Origin of the sequence: Bradyrhizobium sp. WBOS07 (assembly GCF_024585165.1) — a bacterium.
Classification (GTDB): domain Bacteria; phylum Pseudomonadota; class Alphaproteobacteria; order Rhizobiales; family Xanthobacteraceae; genus Bradyrhizobium; species Bradyrhizobium japonicum_B.
This window is the reverse complement of sequence record NZ_CP029008.1, coordinates 1,589,809-1,608,874: the sequence shown is the minus strand read 5'-3', so window position 1 is coordinate 1,608,874 and position 19,066 is coordinate 1,589,809. Positions and strand designations below refer to the sequence as shown.

18 protein-coding genes are annotated in these 19,066 nt (G+C 65.6%); 12 read left to right on the top strand and 6 right to left on the bottom strand.

The genetic code is table 11. The annotated features are described in order from the left end of the window. Positions 1–200 precede the first annotated feature (200 nt). Positions 201–1,340, bottom strand: a complete 1,140-nt coding sequence (locus tag DCM79_RS07505) for an acyl-CoA dehydrogenase family protein (protein WP_257179335.1) — start codon at positions 1,338–1,340, stop codon at positions 201–203. A 151-nt stretch (positions 1,341–1,491) separates the two neighbouring features. Further along, a complete protein-coding gene (locus DCM79_RS07500) occupies positions 1,492–2,691 on the bottom strand; it encodes an acyl-CoA dehydrogenase family protein (RefSeq protein WP_257179334.1) in 1,200 nt (399 codons plus the stop codon). 138 nt (positions 2,692–2,829) lie between these two features. Between DCM79_RS07500 and DCM79_RS07495 the strand changes: the two genes are divergently transcribed. Further along, on the top strand, positions 2,830–3,375 hold the full coding sequence (locus DCM79_RS07495; RefSeq protein WP_257179333.1) for a carboxymuconolactone decarboxylase family protein: 546 nt from the start codon (positions 2,830–2,832) through the stop codon (positions 3,373–3,375). A 195-nt stretch (positions 3,376–3,570) separates the two neighbouring features. On the opposite strand, the gene DCM79_RS07490 is transcribed toward DCM79_RS07495, so the two are convergent. Then, entirely contained in the window at positions 3,571–4,806 is a 1,236-nt protein-coding gene (locus DCM79_RS07490; RefSeq protein ID WP_257179331.1) for an MFS transporter, read from the bottom strand. Between the two features lie 186 nt (positions 4,807–4,992). Further along, complete coding sequence (locus DCM79_RS07485) at positions 4,993–6,240, bottom strand: MFS transporter (protein ID WP_257179330.1); 1,248 nt, start codon at positions 6,238–6,240, stop codon at positions 4,993–4,995. Positions 6,241–6,438: 198 nt separating this feature from the next. Between DCM79_RS07485 and DCM79_RS07480 the strand changes: the two genes are divergently transcribed. Further along, positions 6,439–8,508 carry a prolyl oligopeptidase family protein gene (locus DCM79_RS07480; RefSeq protein ID WP_257179329.1) on the top strand — a complete coding sequence of 690 codons (2,070 nt, stop codon included), beginning with the start codon at positions 6,439–6,441 and terminating at the stop codon, positions 8,506–8,508. Positions 8,509–8,715: 207 nt separating this feature from the next. Here the strand turns inward: DCM79_RS07480 and DCM79_RS07475 are convergent, their stop codons facing one another. Then, positions 8,716–9,387, bottom strand: coding sequence for a class I SAM-dependent methyltransferase (locus DCM79_RS07475; RefSeq protein ID WP_257179328.1), 672 nt, complete (start codon positions 9,385–9,387; stop codon positions 8,716–8,718). A 239-nt stretch (positions 9,388–9,626) separates the two neighbouring features. Between DCM79_RS07475 and soxX the strand changes: the two genes are divergently transcribed. From soxX to DCM79_RS07425, 10 genes are all read left to right on the top strand, one after another. Then, positions 9,627–9,977, top strand: coding sequence for a sulfur oxidation c-type cytochrome SoxX (soxX, locus tag DCM79_RS07470; RefSeq protein ID WP_028133876.1), 351 nt, complete (start codon positions 9,627–9,629; stop codon positions 9,975–9,977). Positions 9,978–10,001: 24 nt separating this feature from the next. After that, positions 10,002–10,484, top strand: coding sequence for a thiosulfate oxidation carrier protein SoxY (gene soxY, locus DCM79_RS07465; protein ID WP_257179327.1), 483 nt, complete (start codon positions 10,002–10,004; stop codon positions 10,482–10,484). Positions 10,485–10,497: 13 nt separating this feature from the next. Beyond that, complete coding sequence (gene soxZ / locus DCM79_RS07460; protein WP_126257185.1) at positions 10,498–10,809, top strand: thiosulfate oxidation carrier complex protein SoxZ; 312 nt, start codon at positions 10,498–10,500, stop codon at positions 10,807–10,809. After that, a complete protein-coding gene (gene soxA, locus DCM79_RS07455; protein WP_257179326.1) occupies positions 10,809–11,672 on the top strand; it encodes a sulfur oxidation c-type cytochrome SoxA in 864 nt (287 codons plus the stop codon). The genes soxZ and soxA overlap by 1 nt, the downstream gene beginning before the upstream one ends. Further along, on the top strand, positions 11,669–11,974 hold the full coding sequence (locus DCM79_RS07450; protein ID WP_257179325.1) for a hypothetical protein: 306 nt from the start codon (positions 11,669–11,671) through the stop codon (positions 11,972–11,974). The genes soxA and DCM79_RS07450 overlap by 4 nt, the downstream gene beginning before the upstream one ends. 55 nt (positions 11,975–12,029) lie before the next feature. Continuing rightward, complete coding sequence (gene soxB / locus DCM79_RS07445; protein WP_257179324.1) at positions 12,030–13,781, top strand: thiosulfohydrolase SoxB; 1,752 nt, start codon at positions 12,030–12,032, stop codon at positions 13,779–13,781. Next, positions 13,778–14,233 (top strand): hypothetical protein, encoded by a 456-nt coding sequence (locus tag DCM79_RS07440; RefSeq protein ID WP_257179323.1) that lies wholly within the window; start codon positions 13,778–13,780, stop codon positions 14,231–14,233. The genes soxB and DCM79_RS07440 overlap by 4 nt, the downstream gene beginning before the upstream one ends. A gap of 291 nt (positions 14,234–14,524) precedes the next feature. Then, positions 14,525–15,562, top strand: coding sequence for an MBL fold metallo-hydrolase (locus DCM79_RS07435; protein ID WP_257179322.1), 1,038 nt, complete (start codon positions 14,525–14,527; stop codon positions 15,560–15,562). Between the two features lie 88 nt (positions 15,563–15,650). After that, on the top strand, positions 15,651–15,821 hold the full coding sequence (locus tag DCM79_RS07430; RefSeq protein WP_257179321.1) for a hypothetical protein: 171 nt from the start codon (positions 15,651–15,653) through the stop codon (positions 15,819–15,821). 432 nt (positions 15,822–16,253) lie between these two features. Next, a complete protein-coding gene (locus tag DCM79_RS07425; RefSeq protein WP_257179320.1) occupies positions 16,254–17,462 on the top strand; it encodes an MFS transporter in 1,209 nt (402 codons plus the stop codon). 193 nt (positions 17,463–17,655) lie between these two features. Here the strand turns inward: DCM79_RS07425 and DCM79_RS07420 are convergent, their stop codons facing one another. Beyond that, positions 17,656–19,005 carry an MFS transporter gene (locus DCM79_RS07420; protein ID WP_257179319.1) on the bottom strand — a complete coding sequence of 450 codons (1,350 nt, stop codon included), beginning with the start codon at positions 19,003–19,005 and terminating at the stop codon, positions 17,656–17,658. Positions 19,006–19,066 lie beyond the last annotated feature (61 nt).

Sequence of the window (19,066 nt, the reverse complement as noted above, 5' to 3'; positions counted from 1 at the left end):
GTCGCAAGAGCTCCTCGCAATGACGAATTTGGGGCAGGCATCATCTCCCGGCTCAACTGTCATCGCCCGGCTTGACCGGGCGATCCAGTATTCCGAGACGTCAATCGTGTGCCGAGGGGCCGCGGCGTACTGGATCGCCCGCCTTCGCGGGCGATGACACCGAGGGTGAGGCACGCGGCTCGCGCCTCACCCCCAACGCCTCAATACCCCCGCGCCCGTGCCAGCTGCTCCGTTTGGTAATTGGCGTCGCCAAACAATTCCTCGCACACCCTTGCGCGCTTCATGAAGAAGCCGATGTCGAACTGGTCGGTCATGCCCATGCCGCCGTGCATCTGCACGCCTTCCTGCACCGCGCGCGTGGCGGTGGTGCCGGCGCGGGCCTTCGCCACTGCGACGCTCGATGCGGCCTTGGCGACGTCGGCGTCCAGCGCCTGGAGCGCCTTCATGGTGGCGGCGCGGGTGATCTCGATGTCGACATAGAGCTCGGCGGCGCGGTGCTGCAGCGCCTGGAATTCGCCGATCAGCTTGCCGAACTGCTTCCTGTTCTTGAGGTACTCGACGGTGCGACCAAAGACTTCGTCGCTGAGGCCGACCATCTCGGCGGCGACCGCGCCGCGGCCGATGTCGAGCACGCCGTCGAGCAGAGCGGCGCCCTGGTCGACCTCGCCGAGCACGCCGTCGGCATTGATTTCGACATTGGCAAGCTCGATCCGCGCAGCATTGTGGGCGTCGACCATGATGGTGCGCTCGATCGCAACGCCCTTGGCCTTGGGGTTGACCAGGAACAGCGTCAGGCCGTCACGCTCGCCGGCGGAGCCCGCGGTGCGGGCGGCGAGGATGAAGAGATCGGCGACGTGACCGTCGATCACCAGCGCCTTGGCACCGGAAAGCTTGAAGCCGTTGCCGGCGCGCACGGCCTGCAGGCTGGTCTGCAGCGGACGATGCTTGGCGCCCTCGTCGATCGCCAGCGTCGCGAGCAGCGAGCCGTTCGCGATCTTCGGCAGGTAGTCCGATTTCTGCGCGGCATTGCCGCCGCGGTTCAGGGCCGAGGCCGCAACCACTGAAGTGGCGAGGAAGGGCGACGGCATCAGGGTTCGGCCGATCTCCTCCATCACGATTCCAGCTTCCATGAAGCCAAGCCCGCTGCCGCCGAATTCCTCCGGCACCAGGAGGCCGGCAAAACCCATCTCGGCGAAGGAATGCCAAAGCTCCTTGGAGAAGCCGGTGGGGTCCTTGCTGTCGCGCAGATGCCGCAGGTGCGACACCGGCGCCTTGTCGCTGATCAGCCCGCGCGCGGAGTCGCGGAGCATCGATTGTTCTTCGGTGAGGACGAGAGCCATGTGCGTGTTTCCGATTCGAAATCTATCTGGTTCGTCATTCCGGGATGCGCCGCAGGCGCAGGCCCGGAATCCATACTCCCGACTGGTGGTTATGGATTCCGGGCTCGCCGCTATCGCGGCGCCCCGGAATGACGGGTGGTGAGAGCGTGTTTCACGCCCCCGGCAGATCCAGGATGCGCTTGGCGACGATGCCGAGCATGACCTCGGAGGTGCCGCCTTCGATCGAATTCGCCTTGGTGCGCAGCCAGGCGCGTGGACGGGCGCCCTGCCGGGAGCGCTCGCTCTCCCATTCCAGCGCGTCGACGCCGCCCGCCGACATCAGGATCTCGTGGCGGCGCTTGTTGAGCTCGGTGCCGTAATATTTCATCGCCGATGAGAACGCCGGATGCGCCTGCCCGGCCTTGGCGAGATCGACGGCGCGCTCGGCGCAGGCGGCAAGGGCGGCCTCATCGACGTCGAACGTCGCGATCCTGCCGCGCAGCATGGCATCGTCGAGCCGCCCCAGCGCATCGGTGCCGACGGTATCGGCCGCGATCTGGCCGAGCGGACGGCCGACGCCGCGCTCGCCCATGCCTGAGATCATCGCACGCTCGTGCTGCAGCAGGTATTTCGCGACGTCCCAGCCGCGGTTGATCTGTCCGACCACGTGCGATTTCGGCACGCGGACACCGTCGAAGAAGGTTTCGCAGAACGGCGAATAGCCGGAGATCAAGAGGATCGGCTTGGTCGAGACGCCCTTGGACGTCATGTCGAACAGGATGAAGCTGATGCCGTCGTGCTTCTTGGCCGCGGGATCGGTGCGGACCAGGCAGAAGATCCAGTCGGCGTAATTGGCGTAGGAGGTCCAGATTTTCTGGCCGGTGATGATGAAATCGTCGCCGTCGCTCTCGGCGCGGGTCTGCAGCGAAGCGAGATCGGAGCCGGCGTTCGGCTCGGAATAGCCCTGACACCAGCGGATCTCGCCCGCGGCGATCTTCGGCAGATGCTCCTTCTTCTGGGCCTCGTTGCCGTACTTCAAGAGCGCCGGCCCGAGCATCCAGATGCCGAAGCTCGACAGCGGCGGCCGCGCGCCGATCCGCGCCATCTCTGCGCGCAGCACCTTGTGCTCGGCCGCGCTGAGGCCGCCGCCGCCATATTCCTTCGGCCAGTCCGGCACGGTCCAGCCCTTGTCGCGCATGCGCTCGAACCAGATGCGCTGCGGCTCGGAGGAGAACTTTGCGTTGCGGCCGCCCCAGAACACGTCGGCGTCCGAGGTCGCGGGCTTGCGCATCTCCGGCGGACAATTGGCTTCCAGCCAGGCGCGCGTCTCGGCGCGGAATGTTTCGAGCTCGGCGGATTCAGTGTCGCTCATGGTCGTTTCCATCAATCGCAATCGACTTGTTGGCGAGGACTCTGGGCCAAGCTCCCGCGGAATTCAACCACTTCCGCGCGCCGCATTCCGCTATAGTCCGCGGCGAGGACGGTGCTTGAAAACAAAGAGGAAACGACCATGCGCCTGAGACTTCTTTCGCCTGGCGAAATGAACGAGAGCCAGCGGCAGACCTACGACGAGTCGATTGCCGGCAAGCGCGGCAAGCCGCCGGCGCCGATGATGGCCTGGCTCAACAGCCCGGAGATGGCGCGCCACGCCACGCGGCTCGGCGAGGTCTTGCGCTTCGACACGATCTTCCCGGCAAAGCTCTCGGAGATCGCGATCCTGGTGACGGCGCGGCACTGGACCGCGCATTACGAATGGTACGCACACAAGCGGCTCGCGCTCGCCGGCGGCATGGATCCTGGCGTCATCGATGCCATCCGCGACCGCCGCACGCCCGACTTCGACGATCCCAAGGCCAAGATGATCTACGATCTCGCGAAATCGCTGCACGAGGGCCACGGCGTCGAGAAAGGCCTCTACGACGAGGCAGTCAAGCTGCTCGGCGAGCGCGGCGTCGTCGAGGTGATCGGCCTGTGCGGCTATTACACGATGGTGTCGATGACGCTGAATACGTTCGAGTTCGAGCTGCCCGAGGGCGAGGTGAGGGAGCTGAGCTAGAGCGAGTGACGTCGCGACGTTGCTGAAACCGCGGGGCGCGTGAACTTCGATCTCTCCCCGTCATTGCGAGCGTAGCGAAGCAATCCAGAGCCTTCGTACAGGTGCCGTAGGGTGGGCAAAGCGAAGCGTGCCCACGGACTTCTGCCGACTCATCCGAAGATCGTGGGCACGGCGCATTCTGCGCCTTTGCCCACCCTACGCAATCTTCGCTTTTGGCTTTCCCCGCACCATGATCAGCGCCGCGGCAACAACCTCCAGCGCGACGCAGAGATAGAACGGCAGCGAATAGTCGCCGGACCAATCGCGCAGGGCTCCGACGACGCCCGGGCCGAACGCGTAGGTGACCTGGTTGATCGCGGTATTGAGGCTGATCAGCACGCCGAACGCGGCACTGTCGAACTCTCGCTGCACGATCAGCGACGGCAGCGTGATGAGGTTGCCGACGGAGAAGCCGAACAAGGCGCAGGCCGCGATCAGCACATAGTCGTCGTGCAGGTTGATGACGACGAGGAGCGCCGCGGCCTGGCTGAGGAACGACAGCGCGGACGCCAGGCGCTGGTTGAGACGATCGATCACCAGCGAGAACAGCACGCGGCCGACCACCGCCATCGCGGTCAATACCGCGACCGCGACGGCGGCACGCTCGCGGCCGATCACGGGATCGAGGAACGAGATCAGGTGCACGATGAAGCCGACCTGTGCGAACAGCACCAGGGCGAAGGCGATCGTCACCGTGAGGAAGCCGACGTCACGCAGCGCCCAGGCGCGGATCTGCGTCGATGATTGCGGCCTGGAATTCGCCGCCGCGTGCCGGCGGTGGTGATCGGGCGGGCGGCCGACGAGAACCAGGATCACCGGCAGCAGCAGCACCAGCATGCCCCCGGCGGCGATGTACATCGCGCTGGCGAAACCGACATGGCCGATCAACATGACCAGCAGCGGCACGCCGGCAATGCCGCCGAAGCTGGCGCCGTTGAGCGCGAGGCTGATCGCCATGCCGCGCTTGTGGTCGAACCACAGGCTGATCGTGTTGGTGATCATGGCCAAGCTGGTGCCGGCCCAGCCGAAGGCGAGCACGGCATTGGCGAGATAGAGTTGCCAGGGCTCGCGCACCGCGCCGATCGCGACGCTGGCTGCCGCCATCGCCAGCGTGCCGGCGATGAGGCTGAGGCGCGGACCGTATGTCCGCACGGCTTCGCCGACGAACACGACGAGCAGCGCGCCGAACAGATAGAAGAACGTCGTGCCGGAGGAGATCAGCGTGGTCGGCCAGCCCCGCGCGCGCTGCAGCTCGGCGACATAGACGCTCTGGCCGTAGAAGCCGAGCCCCCAGCCGAAGGTCGCGAGCAGGAAGCAGACCGCGACGATGCGCCAGCCTTCGTAACGGAGCGAAGATTCGTCAAGCGTGGGATGTCGAGAATTGTCGAGCATTTCATCTGCCGTTCGTTTCGCTCCGTCATGCCCGGACTTGTTCCGGGCATCCACGTTCTTCTTCCGACGTGGCTAGACGTGGATGGCCGGGACAAGCCCGGCCATGACGACATCTAAATTGCCTTCTTCAGAAAATCACTTCGACCGCGATCGAAGCATCAACGCTGCTGACAGCCTCCTGCCAACCTAGACCGCGTCCGGAAACTCGCCCATCGCCGCGTCCAGCCGCGCCTTGCGACGACGGGCCCAGGAGACCAGCGAGAGCACGATGAGGCCCAGCACGACCGGCGGAAACACCACGAGGTTCACCGCAGACCAGCCGTAATTGGCGAGCAGCTGCCCGGAAGCGAACGAGCCGAGCGCCATCATGCCGAATACAAGGAAGTCGTTGAAGGCCTGCACCTTGTTGCGCTCGTGCGGACGGTGCGTCTCCAGCACCAGTGCCGAGGCGCCGATGAAGGAGAAGTTCCAGCCCACGCCGAGCACGACGAGCGTGGCCCAGAAATGCATGGCCGTGAGGCCCGAAAGGCCGATACCGGCAGCGCCCGCTTCCAGCAGCAGGCCGACGGCCACGATCTTCGGGGCGCCGAAGCGGGCGATCAGCGCGCCCGTGAAAAAGCTCGGCCCGTACATGGCGACAATGTGCCATTGAATGCCGAAATTGGAATCTGACACGGACAGGCCGCACATCTGCATGGCGAGCGGCGCCGAGGTCATCACCAGATTCATCATGGGATAGGAGATGACGCCGCACAGCGCCGCCGCGATGAAGCGCGGCTGAGTCACGATCGTGAGCAGGGGCCGGCCGCCGTGCAGGTCGGCCGGCCCGGGCTTCGGAATGTCGACGCCGGCGACGATGCCCATCGCGATCAGCGCCACGGCCGCCTGCACCAGGAAGCTGAAGGCGAACAGATAGGGCTGCCAGACGTCCATGGTCCATTGCACGAGCTGTGGACCGAGCACGCCGGCGAACACGCCGCCCGCCATCACCCAGGACAGCGCCTTGGGCCGGTAGGCCGCGCTGGCGCCGTCGGCCGCGGCGAAGCGATAGGATTGTGCGACGGAGCCGTAGAGGCCGCCGAGGAAGGTCGCGACGCAGAACAGCGCGAACGAGCCGTGCAGAATCGCGAATGAGCCGAGCAGGCCGGTCAGCGTGCCCAAGCCCGTGCCGATGACGAAGGCGACGCGGCGACCGAAACGGCGCGAGATCGCGCCGGTCGGCAGCGTGCCGGCGGCAAGCCCGAGCACGTACATCGACAGCGGCACGGTCGCGAGCGACATGTCGGGTGCGAGGGTGGCGCCGACGATCGAGCCGGTGGCGAAGATCACGGCCGAGTTGGCACCGGTCAGCGCCTGGGCTGCGGCGAGGCGCACCACATTGGCGCGCGCGCGGGCGTCGTCGGCGATCTCGTGGGCTGCGGTCACGTCAAGCATCGGCTTTTCCGCCCCAATGGGCTCTCAGGGCTCTGTTGATTCCCGGCACTATGGAGGGACGCAGGAGGGCGGGCAACCGGCGCAAACGGGCGCAGGCCATGCCTCTGACGCAATCGGCGCAATGATAGCGGCTCGCGCCCTTGACGGCTTGCGCTCGATCAAATCTGATCCGCCGCGATTTTTCCGGGAGTTTCCTTCATGTCCGTCGACGACAGGCCAACGCTTCAAGCTCCCGACGACGATCCCTTCCTGTGGCTGGAGGAGATCGAAGGCAAGCAGGCGCTCGATTTCGTCGAGCGGCAGAACCAGCTCACGCTGCAGGCGTTCGGCGGCAAGGCCTACGAGCACGACCGTGACGTCCTGGCCGCGATCTACGACCGGCCCGACAACATTCCCTATGTCACCCGGCGCGGCTCCGACCTGCACAATCTCTGGAAGGATGCCGCCAACCCGCGCGGCCTGTGGCGGCGGACGACGCTTGCGGAGTTTCGCAAAACCACCCCTGCGTGGGAGACCATGCTGGATATCGACAAGCTCGCCGCGAGCGAAGGCGAGGACTGGCTGCTGAGCGGGATCGCCACCATGCCGGGAAGCTCGCGCGCGGTGCTGAGCCTGTCGCGCGGCGGCAGCGACGCCGTGACGCTGCGGGAATTCGACATGGCGACGAAGAGCTTCGTGGCGGACGGCTTCACGCTGCCGGAGGCGAAGGGCGGTCTCGACTGGCTAGATGCCGATACGCTGCTGCTGTCGAGCGCGCATGGCGAGGGCATGGCGACGAGCTCGGGCTATGCTCGAACGGTCCGGTTGTGGCGGCGCGGCCAGCCCGTCGATCAAGCTGAGGTGATCATCGAGACCGTTGCCGCTCACATGATGATTCATGGCATGGTCGACGACACCGGCCCTGAGCCGCGGGCCTGGATCGTCGACCAGATCGATTTCTTCAATCACGCGATCTGGCTGCGCGACGCAGCCGGCAGCCTGACGAAGCTCGATCTGCCGACCGGCATCTGGCTGCAGGCCCATGGCGAGTGGTTCGCGATGAAGCTGCGCAAGGACTGGACGGCCGGGGGCCGGACCTACGCCACCGACACCGTGCTCGGCATCTCGCTCTCGGCGTTCCTCGCCGGCAGCCGCGATTTTGCGGTGCTGTTCGAGCCGGCGCCGCGGCGCGCGCTGCAGGGCCTGTTCTGGGCGGCGGGCAGGCTCGTGCTGTCGATCCTCGACGAGTTGCGTCCGCGCTTCGAGATCCACACGCCGTCCGCGACCGGCTGGAGCCGCGAAACGCTTGCCGGCCTGCCTGAGATCGGCGTCGTCGACGTCTGGCCGCTCGATCGTCACCCCTCCGAGAGCAACGGCGATCTGCTCGCCAACGTGCAGGATCCGCTCACGCCGCCGTCGCTGCTGTTGCTCGAACGCGGCGTCGCCAGCCCGATCGTGCTCAAGCAGGCGCCGAAGACCTTCACCGCCGACGGGCTCGTGGTGACGCAGCACGAGGCGGTCTCGATCGACGGTGAGCGCATTCCCTATGTGCAGACCGGCCCCGCCAAGGAGACCGGCGATGCACCGGTCTATATGAGCGCCTATGGCGGCTTCGGGCTGGCCGTGAAGCCGTACTACAATTCCTCGCTCGGCAAGCTGTGGCTGGAGCGCGGCGGCACGACGGTGCAGGCAAACTTGCGCGGCGGCGGCGAGTTCGGCACGCGCTGGCACGATGCCGGGCGGCTCGCGGGCAAGAAGCTGTCGCACGACGATTTCGCGGCGGTCGCCGCCGATCTCGTGCGCCGTGGCGTGACGCAGCCGAAGCGCATCGCCGCGCAGGGCGGCTCGAACGGCGGCATCCTCATCACCAACATGCTGGTGCGCTATCCCGAGCGCTTCGGCGCGCTGTTCTGCACCATCCCGCTGGTCGACATGCGCCGCTACACCAAGCTGCTCGCGGGCGCGAGCTGGATCGCGGAATATGGCGATCCTGACAAGCCCGAGGAATGGGACTGGCTGAAGACCTACTCGGCCTACCATAACGTGAGGGCCGGTCAGTCCTATCCGCCGATCCTGATCGCCACCACGCGACGCGACGACCGCGTCCATCCCGGCCACGCGCGCAAGATGGCGGCGAAGCTGCAGGCGATGGGCTATGAAGCCTGGTTCTACGAGCCGGCCGCCGGCGGCCACGGCTACGGCAAGGACAACAAGGAGCGCGCGGGATTCGAGGTGCTCGGCTATCGGTTCCTGAAGGAGAAGATCGGGTGGCGGGACGGGGAGGCGTGAGGTGTCTTGTGAAAGGTGATAGCTCACGGGCGGCCCTTGCCTCTCCCGCGTGCGGGAGAGGCCGACGCGCTCGCGGAGCGCGGCGGGTGAGGGCTTTATCCTCTTAGGGAGTGTCCCGTTGCGGAGACACCCTCTCCCCAACCCTCTCAGCGCGAGCGAAGCTCGTCGCGGCCCGCAAACCGGCGAGGGAGCGCACTGGCTGCGTAGCTACCGCGCAAACACCAGCGTGAGATTGTTCGCGGGCATGTCGATGGAATCGACGAGGCGAAGGCCCACGGCGGTCGCGAGCGTCTCGACATCGCCGATGTCGCGCACGCCCCATTCGGGATTGCCTTCGCGCAAGGAGGTGTCGAACACCGCGTTGCTGAGCGCGGTGTGCTTGCCGTCGCGCTTGAAGGGGCCGTAGAGGAACAGCTTGCCGTCGGCGCGCAGATAGCGGCCGGCGCCGGCGAACAGGCCCTCGGCCACGGCCCAGGGCGCGATGTGGATGACATTGGCGCAGAACACGGCGGCAAGGCTCGTCGGCGCCTGCCCGCTCTTCATCTCGGGACACCAGTCGGGATCGGTGAGATCGATCCGCAGCGGTGAGCGGACGTTCGGCAGGCCGGCATAGAGGCGCCAGGCCTCGATGCTCCTGAGATGGCGCTGATTGAGGTCGCTCGGCCACCAGACCAGGCCGGGCGTGTGGCGGGCGAAATGGACCACGTGCTGCCCCGTTCCGCTGCCGAGCTCGACCACGTTGCCGGTCAGGCCAGCGAGTTGCTGTTCCAGCGCCGCCCAGATCGGCACGTGATTGCGATGAAACGCCGGCGCGTCGAGCCGCCCATCCGGCTCGACCCGTCCACCATCCCTGCCAAACTCGACGACATATTCAGCCAAGCGAGATCCCCAAAATATGCGAACAGAAAAGGAAAGGCCCGAGGGCCAAACGCCCTAGAATAATTTGCTAGTGCCGCCCTATTGGATGAACGAACTATCTCATGGGTTGCAATGCGGAGGATATTAACTCCATTTTGCCGCGTGCATAGTCTTGATTGTCAGGCGATGCCCTTTGTGCTTTGGAACACGCTATATATTTCCACAAATGAGATCATCGACATAACGCTCGGGACGATGCCTTGACCGCTTTTCCTTGCAAGCCTGCCATCCTGGTGGCGCTGGTCCTCTGCGCCGGCACGGCTGCGGCACGGGCGCAATCCAGTGTGGCCGACGGCCAAAAGCTCGCGTTCGACCGCGGCAAAGGCAATTGCCTGACCTGCCACGTCATCAAAGGCGGCGACCTACCGGGAACGATCGGTCCGGAGCTGAAGGACCTCAAGGCCAAGTATCCCGACCGCAACGAGCTGACCGCGATCATCTTCGACGAAACCAAGCGCAATCCGCAGACCATGATGCCGCCGTTCGGCCGCAACCGGATTTTGACCGAGCAGGAGATCAGCGCGATCGTTGATTTCCTGCAGACCCTGTAACGGCCGGCTGCCAGGAGACCAGAGATGACCATGACCACCGGCCCCCTTGCGACACGACGCCTGATCCTTCAGGGCGCGGCCTCCGTCGCATTGCTCGGCCTTGGCAATCTGCCGTTCGCCGCGCGCGCCGCGGCCAACGACAAATATCCGGAAAAGGCCTTCAAGCAGAAGCACGAGGCCGACGCGATCAAGGCGCTTTACGGCAAGACCGCCGAGCCCTCCGACAAGGTCAAGCTGGATGCGCCCGAGATCGCCGAGAACGGCGGCGTCGTGCCGGTGTCGGTGACGACGACGCTCGACAAGGTGAGCTCGATCTCGTTCCTGGTGGCCGAGAACCCCTACGCGCTCGCGGCGTCCTACAAGATCGCCGAGGGCACGATTCCGGCCGTCGCCAACCGGCTGAAGATGGCCAAGACCACCAAACTGGTCGCCATCGTCGAGGCCGACGGCAAGCTCTACAGCGCGACCAAGGAAGTGAAGGTCACCGTCGGCGGCTGCGGCGGCTAGGAGGATCGGTCCGATGGCATCAAGCATTCGCGTGCGCGCAACATCCAACGGCGACATCACCGAGGTGCAGGCGCTGATCCAGCATCCCATGGATACCGGCCTGGTGAAGGATCCCAAGGGCGAGCTGATCCCGGCGCACTACATCCAGCAGCTGAAATTCGAATGGAACGGCAAGGACGTCTTCGTCGCCGATTGGGGCACCGCGGTCTCCAAGGATCCCTATGTGAAGTTCAGCTTCAAGGGCGCCAAGAAGGGCGACGAGCTCAAGATCTCCTGGACCGATAACAAGGGTGGCTCGGATACGACCACCGCGAAGATCGCGTGATGAAGACCCGGTCTGCCCTGTTGCTTGGCTCGCTCAGCGCCGCGCTCGTTGCGTTCGCCCTCGCCGCTCCGCGCGTCGTCGCGGCCGACAAGGTCGATCCCGTGGCAGCCGCCAAGGCGTTCCGGAACTTCTTCTTCCAGAAGTTTCCCGACGTGAAACACGAGGACTTCGTCAACGGCCCGTACTCCATGAACGCCGATTTGAAGCGGCAGTGGCAGGAGAAGGAGGAATTCCCGCCTTACGAGTTCGCGCTCGAGGCCGGCAAGGAGATGTTTGCGACGCCGTTCAAGAACGGCAAGACCTATGCCGACTGCTTCCCGAACGGCGGTATCGGCGTCCGCCAGAACTATCCTTATTTCGACACGAAGGAAGGCAAGGTCATCACGCTGGAGCTCGCGCTCAACCGCTGCCGCGAGGCCAATGGGGAGGCGCCCTATTCCTACGTCAAGGACGAGATGGCCTCGCTGACCGCGTACATGGCCTACACCTCGCGCGGCAAGCCGATGGACATCAAGATCCCCGACGATCCGCGCGCGCTCGCAGCCTTCGAGAACGGCAAGCGCTATTTCTACACCCGCCGCGGCCAGATGAACTTCTCCTGCGCAAGCTGCCATGTGCAGAGCCCGGGCGAGCGCATCCGCGCCGAGATCCTGGCGCCGGCGCTCGGCATCGTGAACGCGATGCCGATCTACCGCTCCGAATGGAGCGGCATGGGCACGACCAGCCGCCGCTTCGTCACCTGCAACAGCCAGACCCGCGCGGTTCCGCTGGAGCCGCAGGCGGACGAATACCGCGACGTCGAATATTTCCTGTCCTACGTCGCCAACGGCCTGCCGATATCGGGCCCGGGAGCGCGGCCATGAAGCGGACACTTGCTCTCGCCATGCTGCTCGCGCTCGGCCTCGCCGCCACGGCGCGCGCGGCGAGCGAAGCGGACTACAAGGCGGCGTACAGCGCCGCCGAAGCCGCATCGAAGGAGGCTGCCGGCTTGCGCAACCAATGGACCGTGACCGTCTCGATGCTGGCCGCGGCCAGGAAAGCGGCCGATGGCGGCGACTTCGACCGCGCCACCGCCGCAGCCAGGGAGGCCGAGGCGCTGGCAAAAGCGTCGATCTTCCAGGCGACGTCTGAAAAAGAAGCCTGGAAGGCGATGGAAATCCGCTAGACTGGCCTCAACTGGACCAGTCTTGCGACCATTGAGGGGTGCGGAGAATTTTTGGATGGCGATCCGCCGCCGCGATTTCCTGAAGTCCGCAGGCCTTGCCGCCGCATCGCTCGGTCTGCCGCGGCTCGCGCGTGGCGCCGAGACCGGGAGCATCTACGACCTCGAGCGGTTCGGCAATGCGCGCATCTTGCACATCACCGACACGCATGCGCAGTTGAACCCGGTTTATTTCCGCGAGCCCAGCGTCAATATCGGCATCGGCGAGATGGCCGGACGGCCGCCGCATCTGGTCGGCCGCGCCTTCCTCGAGCGGTTCGGCATCCGCTCCGGCAGCGCCGATGCCTATGCCTTCACCTGTGTCGAATTCGAGAAGTCGGCAGGCCGCTTCGGCAAGCTCGGCGGCTTTGCCCATCTGAAGACGCTGGTCGACCGCTTGCGCGGTGACGCCGGCGAGCAACGTTCGATGCTCGTCGACGGCGGCGATCTCTGGCAAGGCACCGGGCTCGCCAATGTCACGCAGGGCCGCGACATGGTCGAGGTCGCCAACCTGCTCGGGATCGAAGCGATGACCGGCCATTGGGAATTCACCTATGGCGAGCAGGCGCTCCGCGACAATCTCGAGCGCTTCAAGGGCGAGTTCCTGGCGCAGAACGTCTTCCTGACCGAGGAAGCCGCGTTCAACGACGCCCCCGCCTTCGACAAGGCCACAGGGCGCGTGTTCAAGCCGTCGATGATCAAGGAGATCGGCGGCCATCGGGTCGCGATCGTCGGCCAGGCCTTCCCCTACGTGCCGATCGCGCATCCGAAGCGGTTCACGCCGGATTGGACCTTCGGCATCCGCGAGGAGGAACTGCAGAAGCACGTCGATTCCTTGCGCGGCACCGACAAGGTCGATGCCGTGATCCTGCTGTCGCACAACGGCATGGATGTCGACCTCAAGCTGGCAAGCCGCGTCACCGGCATCGACGTCATCCTCGGCGGCCACACCCATGATGCCGTGCCGCAGCCGATCGCGGTGAAGAACGCCGGCGGCACCACGCTCGTCACCAATGCCGGGTCCAACGGAAAATTCCTCGGCGTGCTCGATCTCGCCATCGACAAGGGCAAGGTCAGCGACGTTCATTATCATCTGCTGCCGGTCTATTCCGAGCTGCTGAAGCCCGATCCGGCCATGGCCGAGCTGATCGGCCGGCTGCGCGCGCCGCGTGTGACCGATTGGTCGGAGAAGATCGCAACGCCCGACCGCCTGCTCTATCGCCGCGGCAATTTCTCCGGACCGGTCGACGAGCTGATCTGCACCGCGCTCCGCACCGAGCTCGACGCCGAGATTGCGCTGTCGCCGGGCTTCCGCTGGGGCGTCACCGCGCTGTCCGGCCAGGCGCTGACCATGGAGGATCTGCTCGCGGAGACCGCGATCACCTATCCCGAGACCTATGTGCAGGAGATGACGGGCGCCCAGATCAAGGACGTGCTGGAGGACATCTGCGACAACCTCTTCAACGCCGATCCCTACTACCAGCAGGGCGGCGACATGGTGCGCGCCGGCGGGCTCAGCTACACCTGCACACCGACTGCCGCGATCGGCAGCCGCATCTCGGATTTGAGGATCCACAATGGCAAGGCGATCAGCGCCGGCCATCGCTACAAGGTCGCAGGCTGGGCTTCGGTCAACGAACAGCAAGGCGCGCCGGTGTGGGACGTCGTCGGCAAATATCTGCGCTCGGGCCGGATGTTTCAGGAGCGGCTCGGCTCCGGGGTCACGCTCAAGGGGGTCGACGACAATCCAGGCATCGCGGGGCAGGGATGAGGGGCGCGCAGATCCTGTCCGCACTGATGCTGGCGCTGCTCGCCTTCGCCGTCCCGCCGGCCTCGGCGCAACAAGTGCCGCTCCAGGACAAGCCATTCGCCGAGCACAGAATCGTGCTGCAGCTCTCCGATGGCGATGCGAAGAAGCAAACCCTGGTGCTCAGCGTCGCCAACAACCTGCTGAAGGCCTACGCCCCCGACAAGATCGCGCTCGAAGTGGTGGCGTTCGGCCCCGGCATCGACCTCCTGCTGTCGGGCAACGAGCGCCGCAAGCAGGTCGAAAGCCTGATCGCGCAGGGCGTGCGGTTCGACATCTGCCTCAACACGGTGGACACGATCGAACGCGAGACCGGCAAGCGGCCGGAATTCATCCCCGCGGCCACGCCCGTGCAAGTCGGCGTCGGGCAGATCCTGTTTCTGGCGGAGAACGGGTATACGCTGGTGCGGCCCTGATTTCATTGGGCACAGCGCCGCTCAGACGCGATGTCATTCCCCGCGAAAGCGGGGAATCCAGTACGCCGCGACCCCTCCGTATCCCCCACGACGGCCTCTGGAATACTGGATCGCCCGCCTTCGCGGGCGATGACAGCTGTGGACGGGACGACGGCATGGCCAACCACTCTCACACTTGCACCGCAACAAAAATCTTCCAAATTTTCCTACGCGGACAGTGAATTACTTCTCTTTTCGAGCCGAAACGTAGTAGAATCCTCGAAAACCAGTTCCACTGCCGGGCTTCCTGCCATGATCTTCCGCCAGCTCTTCGACAGTGTTTCGGGCACCTACAGCTATCTCCTTGCCAGCCGCACCGGCGGCGAGGCGCTGATCCTGGATCCGGTGCTGGAGAAGGTCGACCGCTATTGCCAATTGCTGCGCGAGCTCGACCTCAAGCTGGTCAAGGCGGTCGATACCCATCTGCATGCCGACCACGTCACCGGCCTCGGCGAGCTGCGAGACCGCACCCATTGCATGACCGTGATGGGCGACCAGACCAAGGCCGACGTCGTCGCCATGCGGGTCGCCGACGGCGACAAGGTGACGATCGAGGGCCTGTCGCTCGACGTGATGTACACGCCCGGCCACACCGACGATTCCTATTCCTATCTGATGGGCGATCGCGTCTTCACCGGCGACACGCTCCTGATCCGAGGCACCGGCCGCACCGACTTCCAGAACGGATCCTCGCGCGCGCAGTACGATTCGATCTTCAACCGGCTGCTGAAGCTGCCGGACGAGACGATGGTGTTCCCGGCGCACGACTACAAGGGCGACACCGTCTCCACCATCGGCGAGGAGAAGCGCTACAATCCCCGGCTCCAGGTGCGCTCGGTCGACGAATATATCGAGCTGATGGCCAATCTGAAGCTGCCGAATCCGAAGATGATGGACGTGGCGGTGCCGGCCAACATGCATGTCGGCCTGCATCAGGAGGAGCTGGAGAAGGAGGGCCGCGCGCTCAGCGCGACTGAAGCGATCCGCAGTCTCGGCCGGCCGGATATCCTGCTGGTCGATCTGCGCGAGGGCAACGAGCGCGCCAAGCACGGCATGCTCGAAGGCGCACTGCACGCGCCGTATCAATCGGTGGAGGAGAGCCTCAAGCCCGGCGGCATGCTGCGCGAGGTCGCAGCCGCCACCGGCCGCCGCATCGTGTTCTTCTGCGCCTTCGGCGAACGCTCGGCGATGGCGGTGGCGGCGGCGAAGGAGGCCGGCCTTGCCAATACGGCGCACATCGCCGGCGGCCTGGATGCCTGGAAGAAGGCCGGCGGGCCGCTCGTGCACTGACGGCCCCACGGGGCTTCTTGAGATAAGTCAGCAACCCCCCACATATTCGGACTAGGATCGGATGCAGCATCACCATCCGGGACCAGCCATGAGCAAGACTGCCAAGCCGAGCGCGCCGCCCAAGCCTGCCGACGAGAAGCCGGCGGACAGCAAGGCCAAGAAGCCGCTGCCACGCGACATCGACGACGACGATTACGAAGACGGCGACATCGCAACACCGAAGCGTGACCGCTACGGGCCGGATGACGACCCGTTGTGAGGGTGTGAAGCTTCCCCACGAACAGTGCGTTCCCTCCCCTTGCGGGTATGGCTATCGCATATGAATGACACGGGGGCTGTCTGGGCTTGCTCCGCCTCTCCCGCTTGCGGGACGCGCTCGCAGAGCGCGGCGGGTGAGGGTTCTCGCCGCGCTGGGACGCCCTCGGTTAGTCTCAATAGTCCCCGCACGGAGACACCCTCTCCCCAGCCCTCCCCCGCAAGCGGGGGAGGGAGCCGACTGCCGATGCCGCTGCATTCCGCACATCATAAGCGATAGCCCTGCCCCGCAAGGGGGGAGGGAGCGCAGTGTGTCCAACAGCATCATCAAGATTGCAGCAGCCGCGCCCGCCCTACCTGCCATGCGCTTGCGTTCATGGACAAATAACCGCCCTTCGATAGTTTCCGCATCCCGAAGGAGCAAAACGGAACTGCAATGGTCGACGTTCTCGCCGCACCGCAGCAAGGCAAGGCGGACAGCGCGCTGCGCACGCTGACGGGAATCTCGATCGCGCATTGGGTCAGCCATTTTCATCTGCTGGTCCTGCCGATGCTGTTCCCGTTTCTCAAGGCGCAGCTCGGCGTCGGCTATATCGAGCTCGGCTTCGCGCTCACCGTGTTCGCGGTGGTGTCCGGACTGACGCAGGCGCCGACCGGCTATCTCGTCGATCATTTTGGCGCACGCAGGATCCTGCTGATCGGCCTCACGCTGGGCGGCTTCGCGCTGATCCTGCTCGGCCTGCATCTCAGCTATGTCTCGCTGATTGCCTGCGCCGTGCTGCTGGGCCTCGCCAACAGCGTCTATCATCCCGCGGACTACGCGATCCTGGCCGCGCACATGGACGAGGCGCGGATGGGCCGCGCCTTCTCGATCCACACCTTTGCCGGCTTTCTCGGCGGCGCGGTGGCGCCTGCGATCGTGGCGGCGCTCGTCGCCCTGTCCGGCGGGGTCGGCGCGCTGATCGCATCGGGCGCGATCGGCATTCTGGTGGCGCTGCTGCTGCTCGTCATGAACATTCCCGACGCCGGTGCCAGCAAGGCAAAGCCGGGCGCGGAAAACGCGCCGAAGCAGGCGGTCATCACCCCGGCGCTGATCACGCTGACGGCGCTGTTCATGCTGCTCAGCCTGTCGGTCGCCGGCATCAACAATTTCGGCGTCGTCGCGCTGATGAGCGGCTACGGCACGTCCTATTCGGCAGCCAACGTCATGCTGACGGCGTTCCTCGGCGCCAGCGCCGCCGGCGTGCTCGCCGGCGGCTTCCTCGCCGACCACACCGAACGCCACGGCTTTGTCGCAGCGGCCTGCTTTGCCGTGAACGCGGCCATCGTGCTGCTGATCGCGCTGGTGACGCTGCCCGGCTGGGCCTTGACCGCGGCGATGACGGTCGCGGGCTTCCTCTCCGGCGTGATCGCCCCCTCGCGCGACATGCTGGTGCGTAACGCCGCGCCCCCTGGCGCAGCGGGGCGGGCCTTCGGCATCGTCTCCACCGGCTTCAATCTCGGCGGCATCGTCTCACCGCTGCTGTTCGGATGGATCATGGACCAGGGCGCGCCGCACTGGGTGTTCGGCGCGTCCGTGATCTTCATGGTGGCGACGGTGGTGCTGTCGCCGTTCACGGAACGCCGGCCGGCGAAACCGAATTGAGTGGCGCGGCGGCCGCTTACCCTCCCCTGGAGGGGGAGGGTCGATCGCGCGCAGCGCGAGCGGGGTGGGGTGATCTCTCCACTCGGGCACTGTTCGTCGCGGAGAGACCGTCACCCCACCCCGCTACGCATTGCGCTATGCTTCATGCGTAGCGACCCTCCCCCTCCAGGGGAGGGTAAGAAAGCGGCCTCCCTTACGTCGGCGACACCGCGCCCTTCAGCGCGCTGGCCCGTGCCGCGGCACCACGGGTCAACCTCGCCCTCTCCGTGTTCGGCCACAGCAGCAGCAGGCCGAGCAGACCGGAGCCGACCATGATCACGGCGTTGATGGTGAAGCCGGTCATGTAGCCGTCGAGCGTGCTGCCGGCACGCTGGATCGTCGCGCCCATCACGGCCGGCGCGATGATGCCGGCCAGCGTGTACAGCGCACCGTAGATCGCGAGGATGGCGCCGCGCTGCGAGGTCGGCGTGAACTCGCCGAGCATCGGTGGGCAGACGACATAGATCGCGCCGCACAGGCCCGAGCCGACCACCAGCAGCGCGATCTGCAGGCCCGCATCCTGAACATGCGGCATCATCGCCAGGATCAGTCCACCGATCACCAAAGGCACCGAGCCGAGCACGCCGCGCGCGACGCGGGTGTTGTAGCCGCGCGCCACCATCACCTGCGAGATCCAGCCGGTGAGAATGACGATGGTGGCGCCGAACACCCAGGGCAGGATCGAGACGAAGCCGGCCTGGCTCTGCGAGAAGCCCAGCCCCTTGACGATGAACGGCGTGAACCAGGTCAGGCCGAGCGACAGCGCCCAATAGGCACCGAAGGTCGCGGCAACGCAGCCGATGAAGGTGCGCGAGGTGAGAAGCTGCAAGTAGGGAATTTTCTGCTCTGTCTCGGCAAGGACCTGCGTGTCCTCCAGCGGCCCTTCCTTGCCGAGCACGAGCCAGGCCGCAACCCAGATCAGGCCGACGATTCCGAGCGCGCCGAAGGCGTAGTGCCAGGAATGATTGACGATGACCCAGTTCAGCGCCGGCACGGCCAGGATGACGCCGAAGGCCGAGCCCTGCGACAGGATCGCGGTCGGCAGCGTGCGCTTCTCGTCGGGGAACCATTTGTAGATCGCGTGCGCGGCGACCGAGAAGGCCGGGCCTTCGCCGGCGCCTAGCACGATGCGGCAGATCAGGAGCGTGGTGAAGGAGACGGTGCCGACCATCGGAAACTGCGCCAGCGCCCAGATCACCGCGAGCGTCAGCAGCACCCAGCGCGTCGGCACCTTGTTGACGATGAAGCCGACCACGATGGCGGCGATCGAGAACAGGAAGAAGAACGAGGAGCCGAGCAGGCCGAACTGCTCCGGCGAGAGCTTCAGATCGGTCATGATCGGCACGCCGGCGAGGCCGACGACGATCTTGTCCGCAAAATTCACGACCATGAAGAGAAAGAGGAGAAAGGTGATGGTCCAGGCGCCCTTCGGCGTTGGCTTCGCCGAATCCCTGGACTGCCCTGCCGTCCTGCCCGCCGCATCGGGCGTTCCCTGAGCGCTCATCGTTCTCCCCGCATGTGTTTTTGGCACCTTTTTGATTTGGCCGTCTTGGAAGCTAACAACG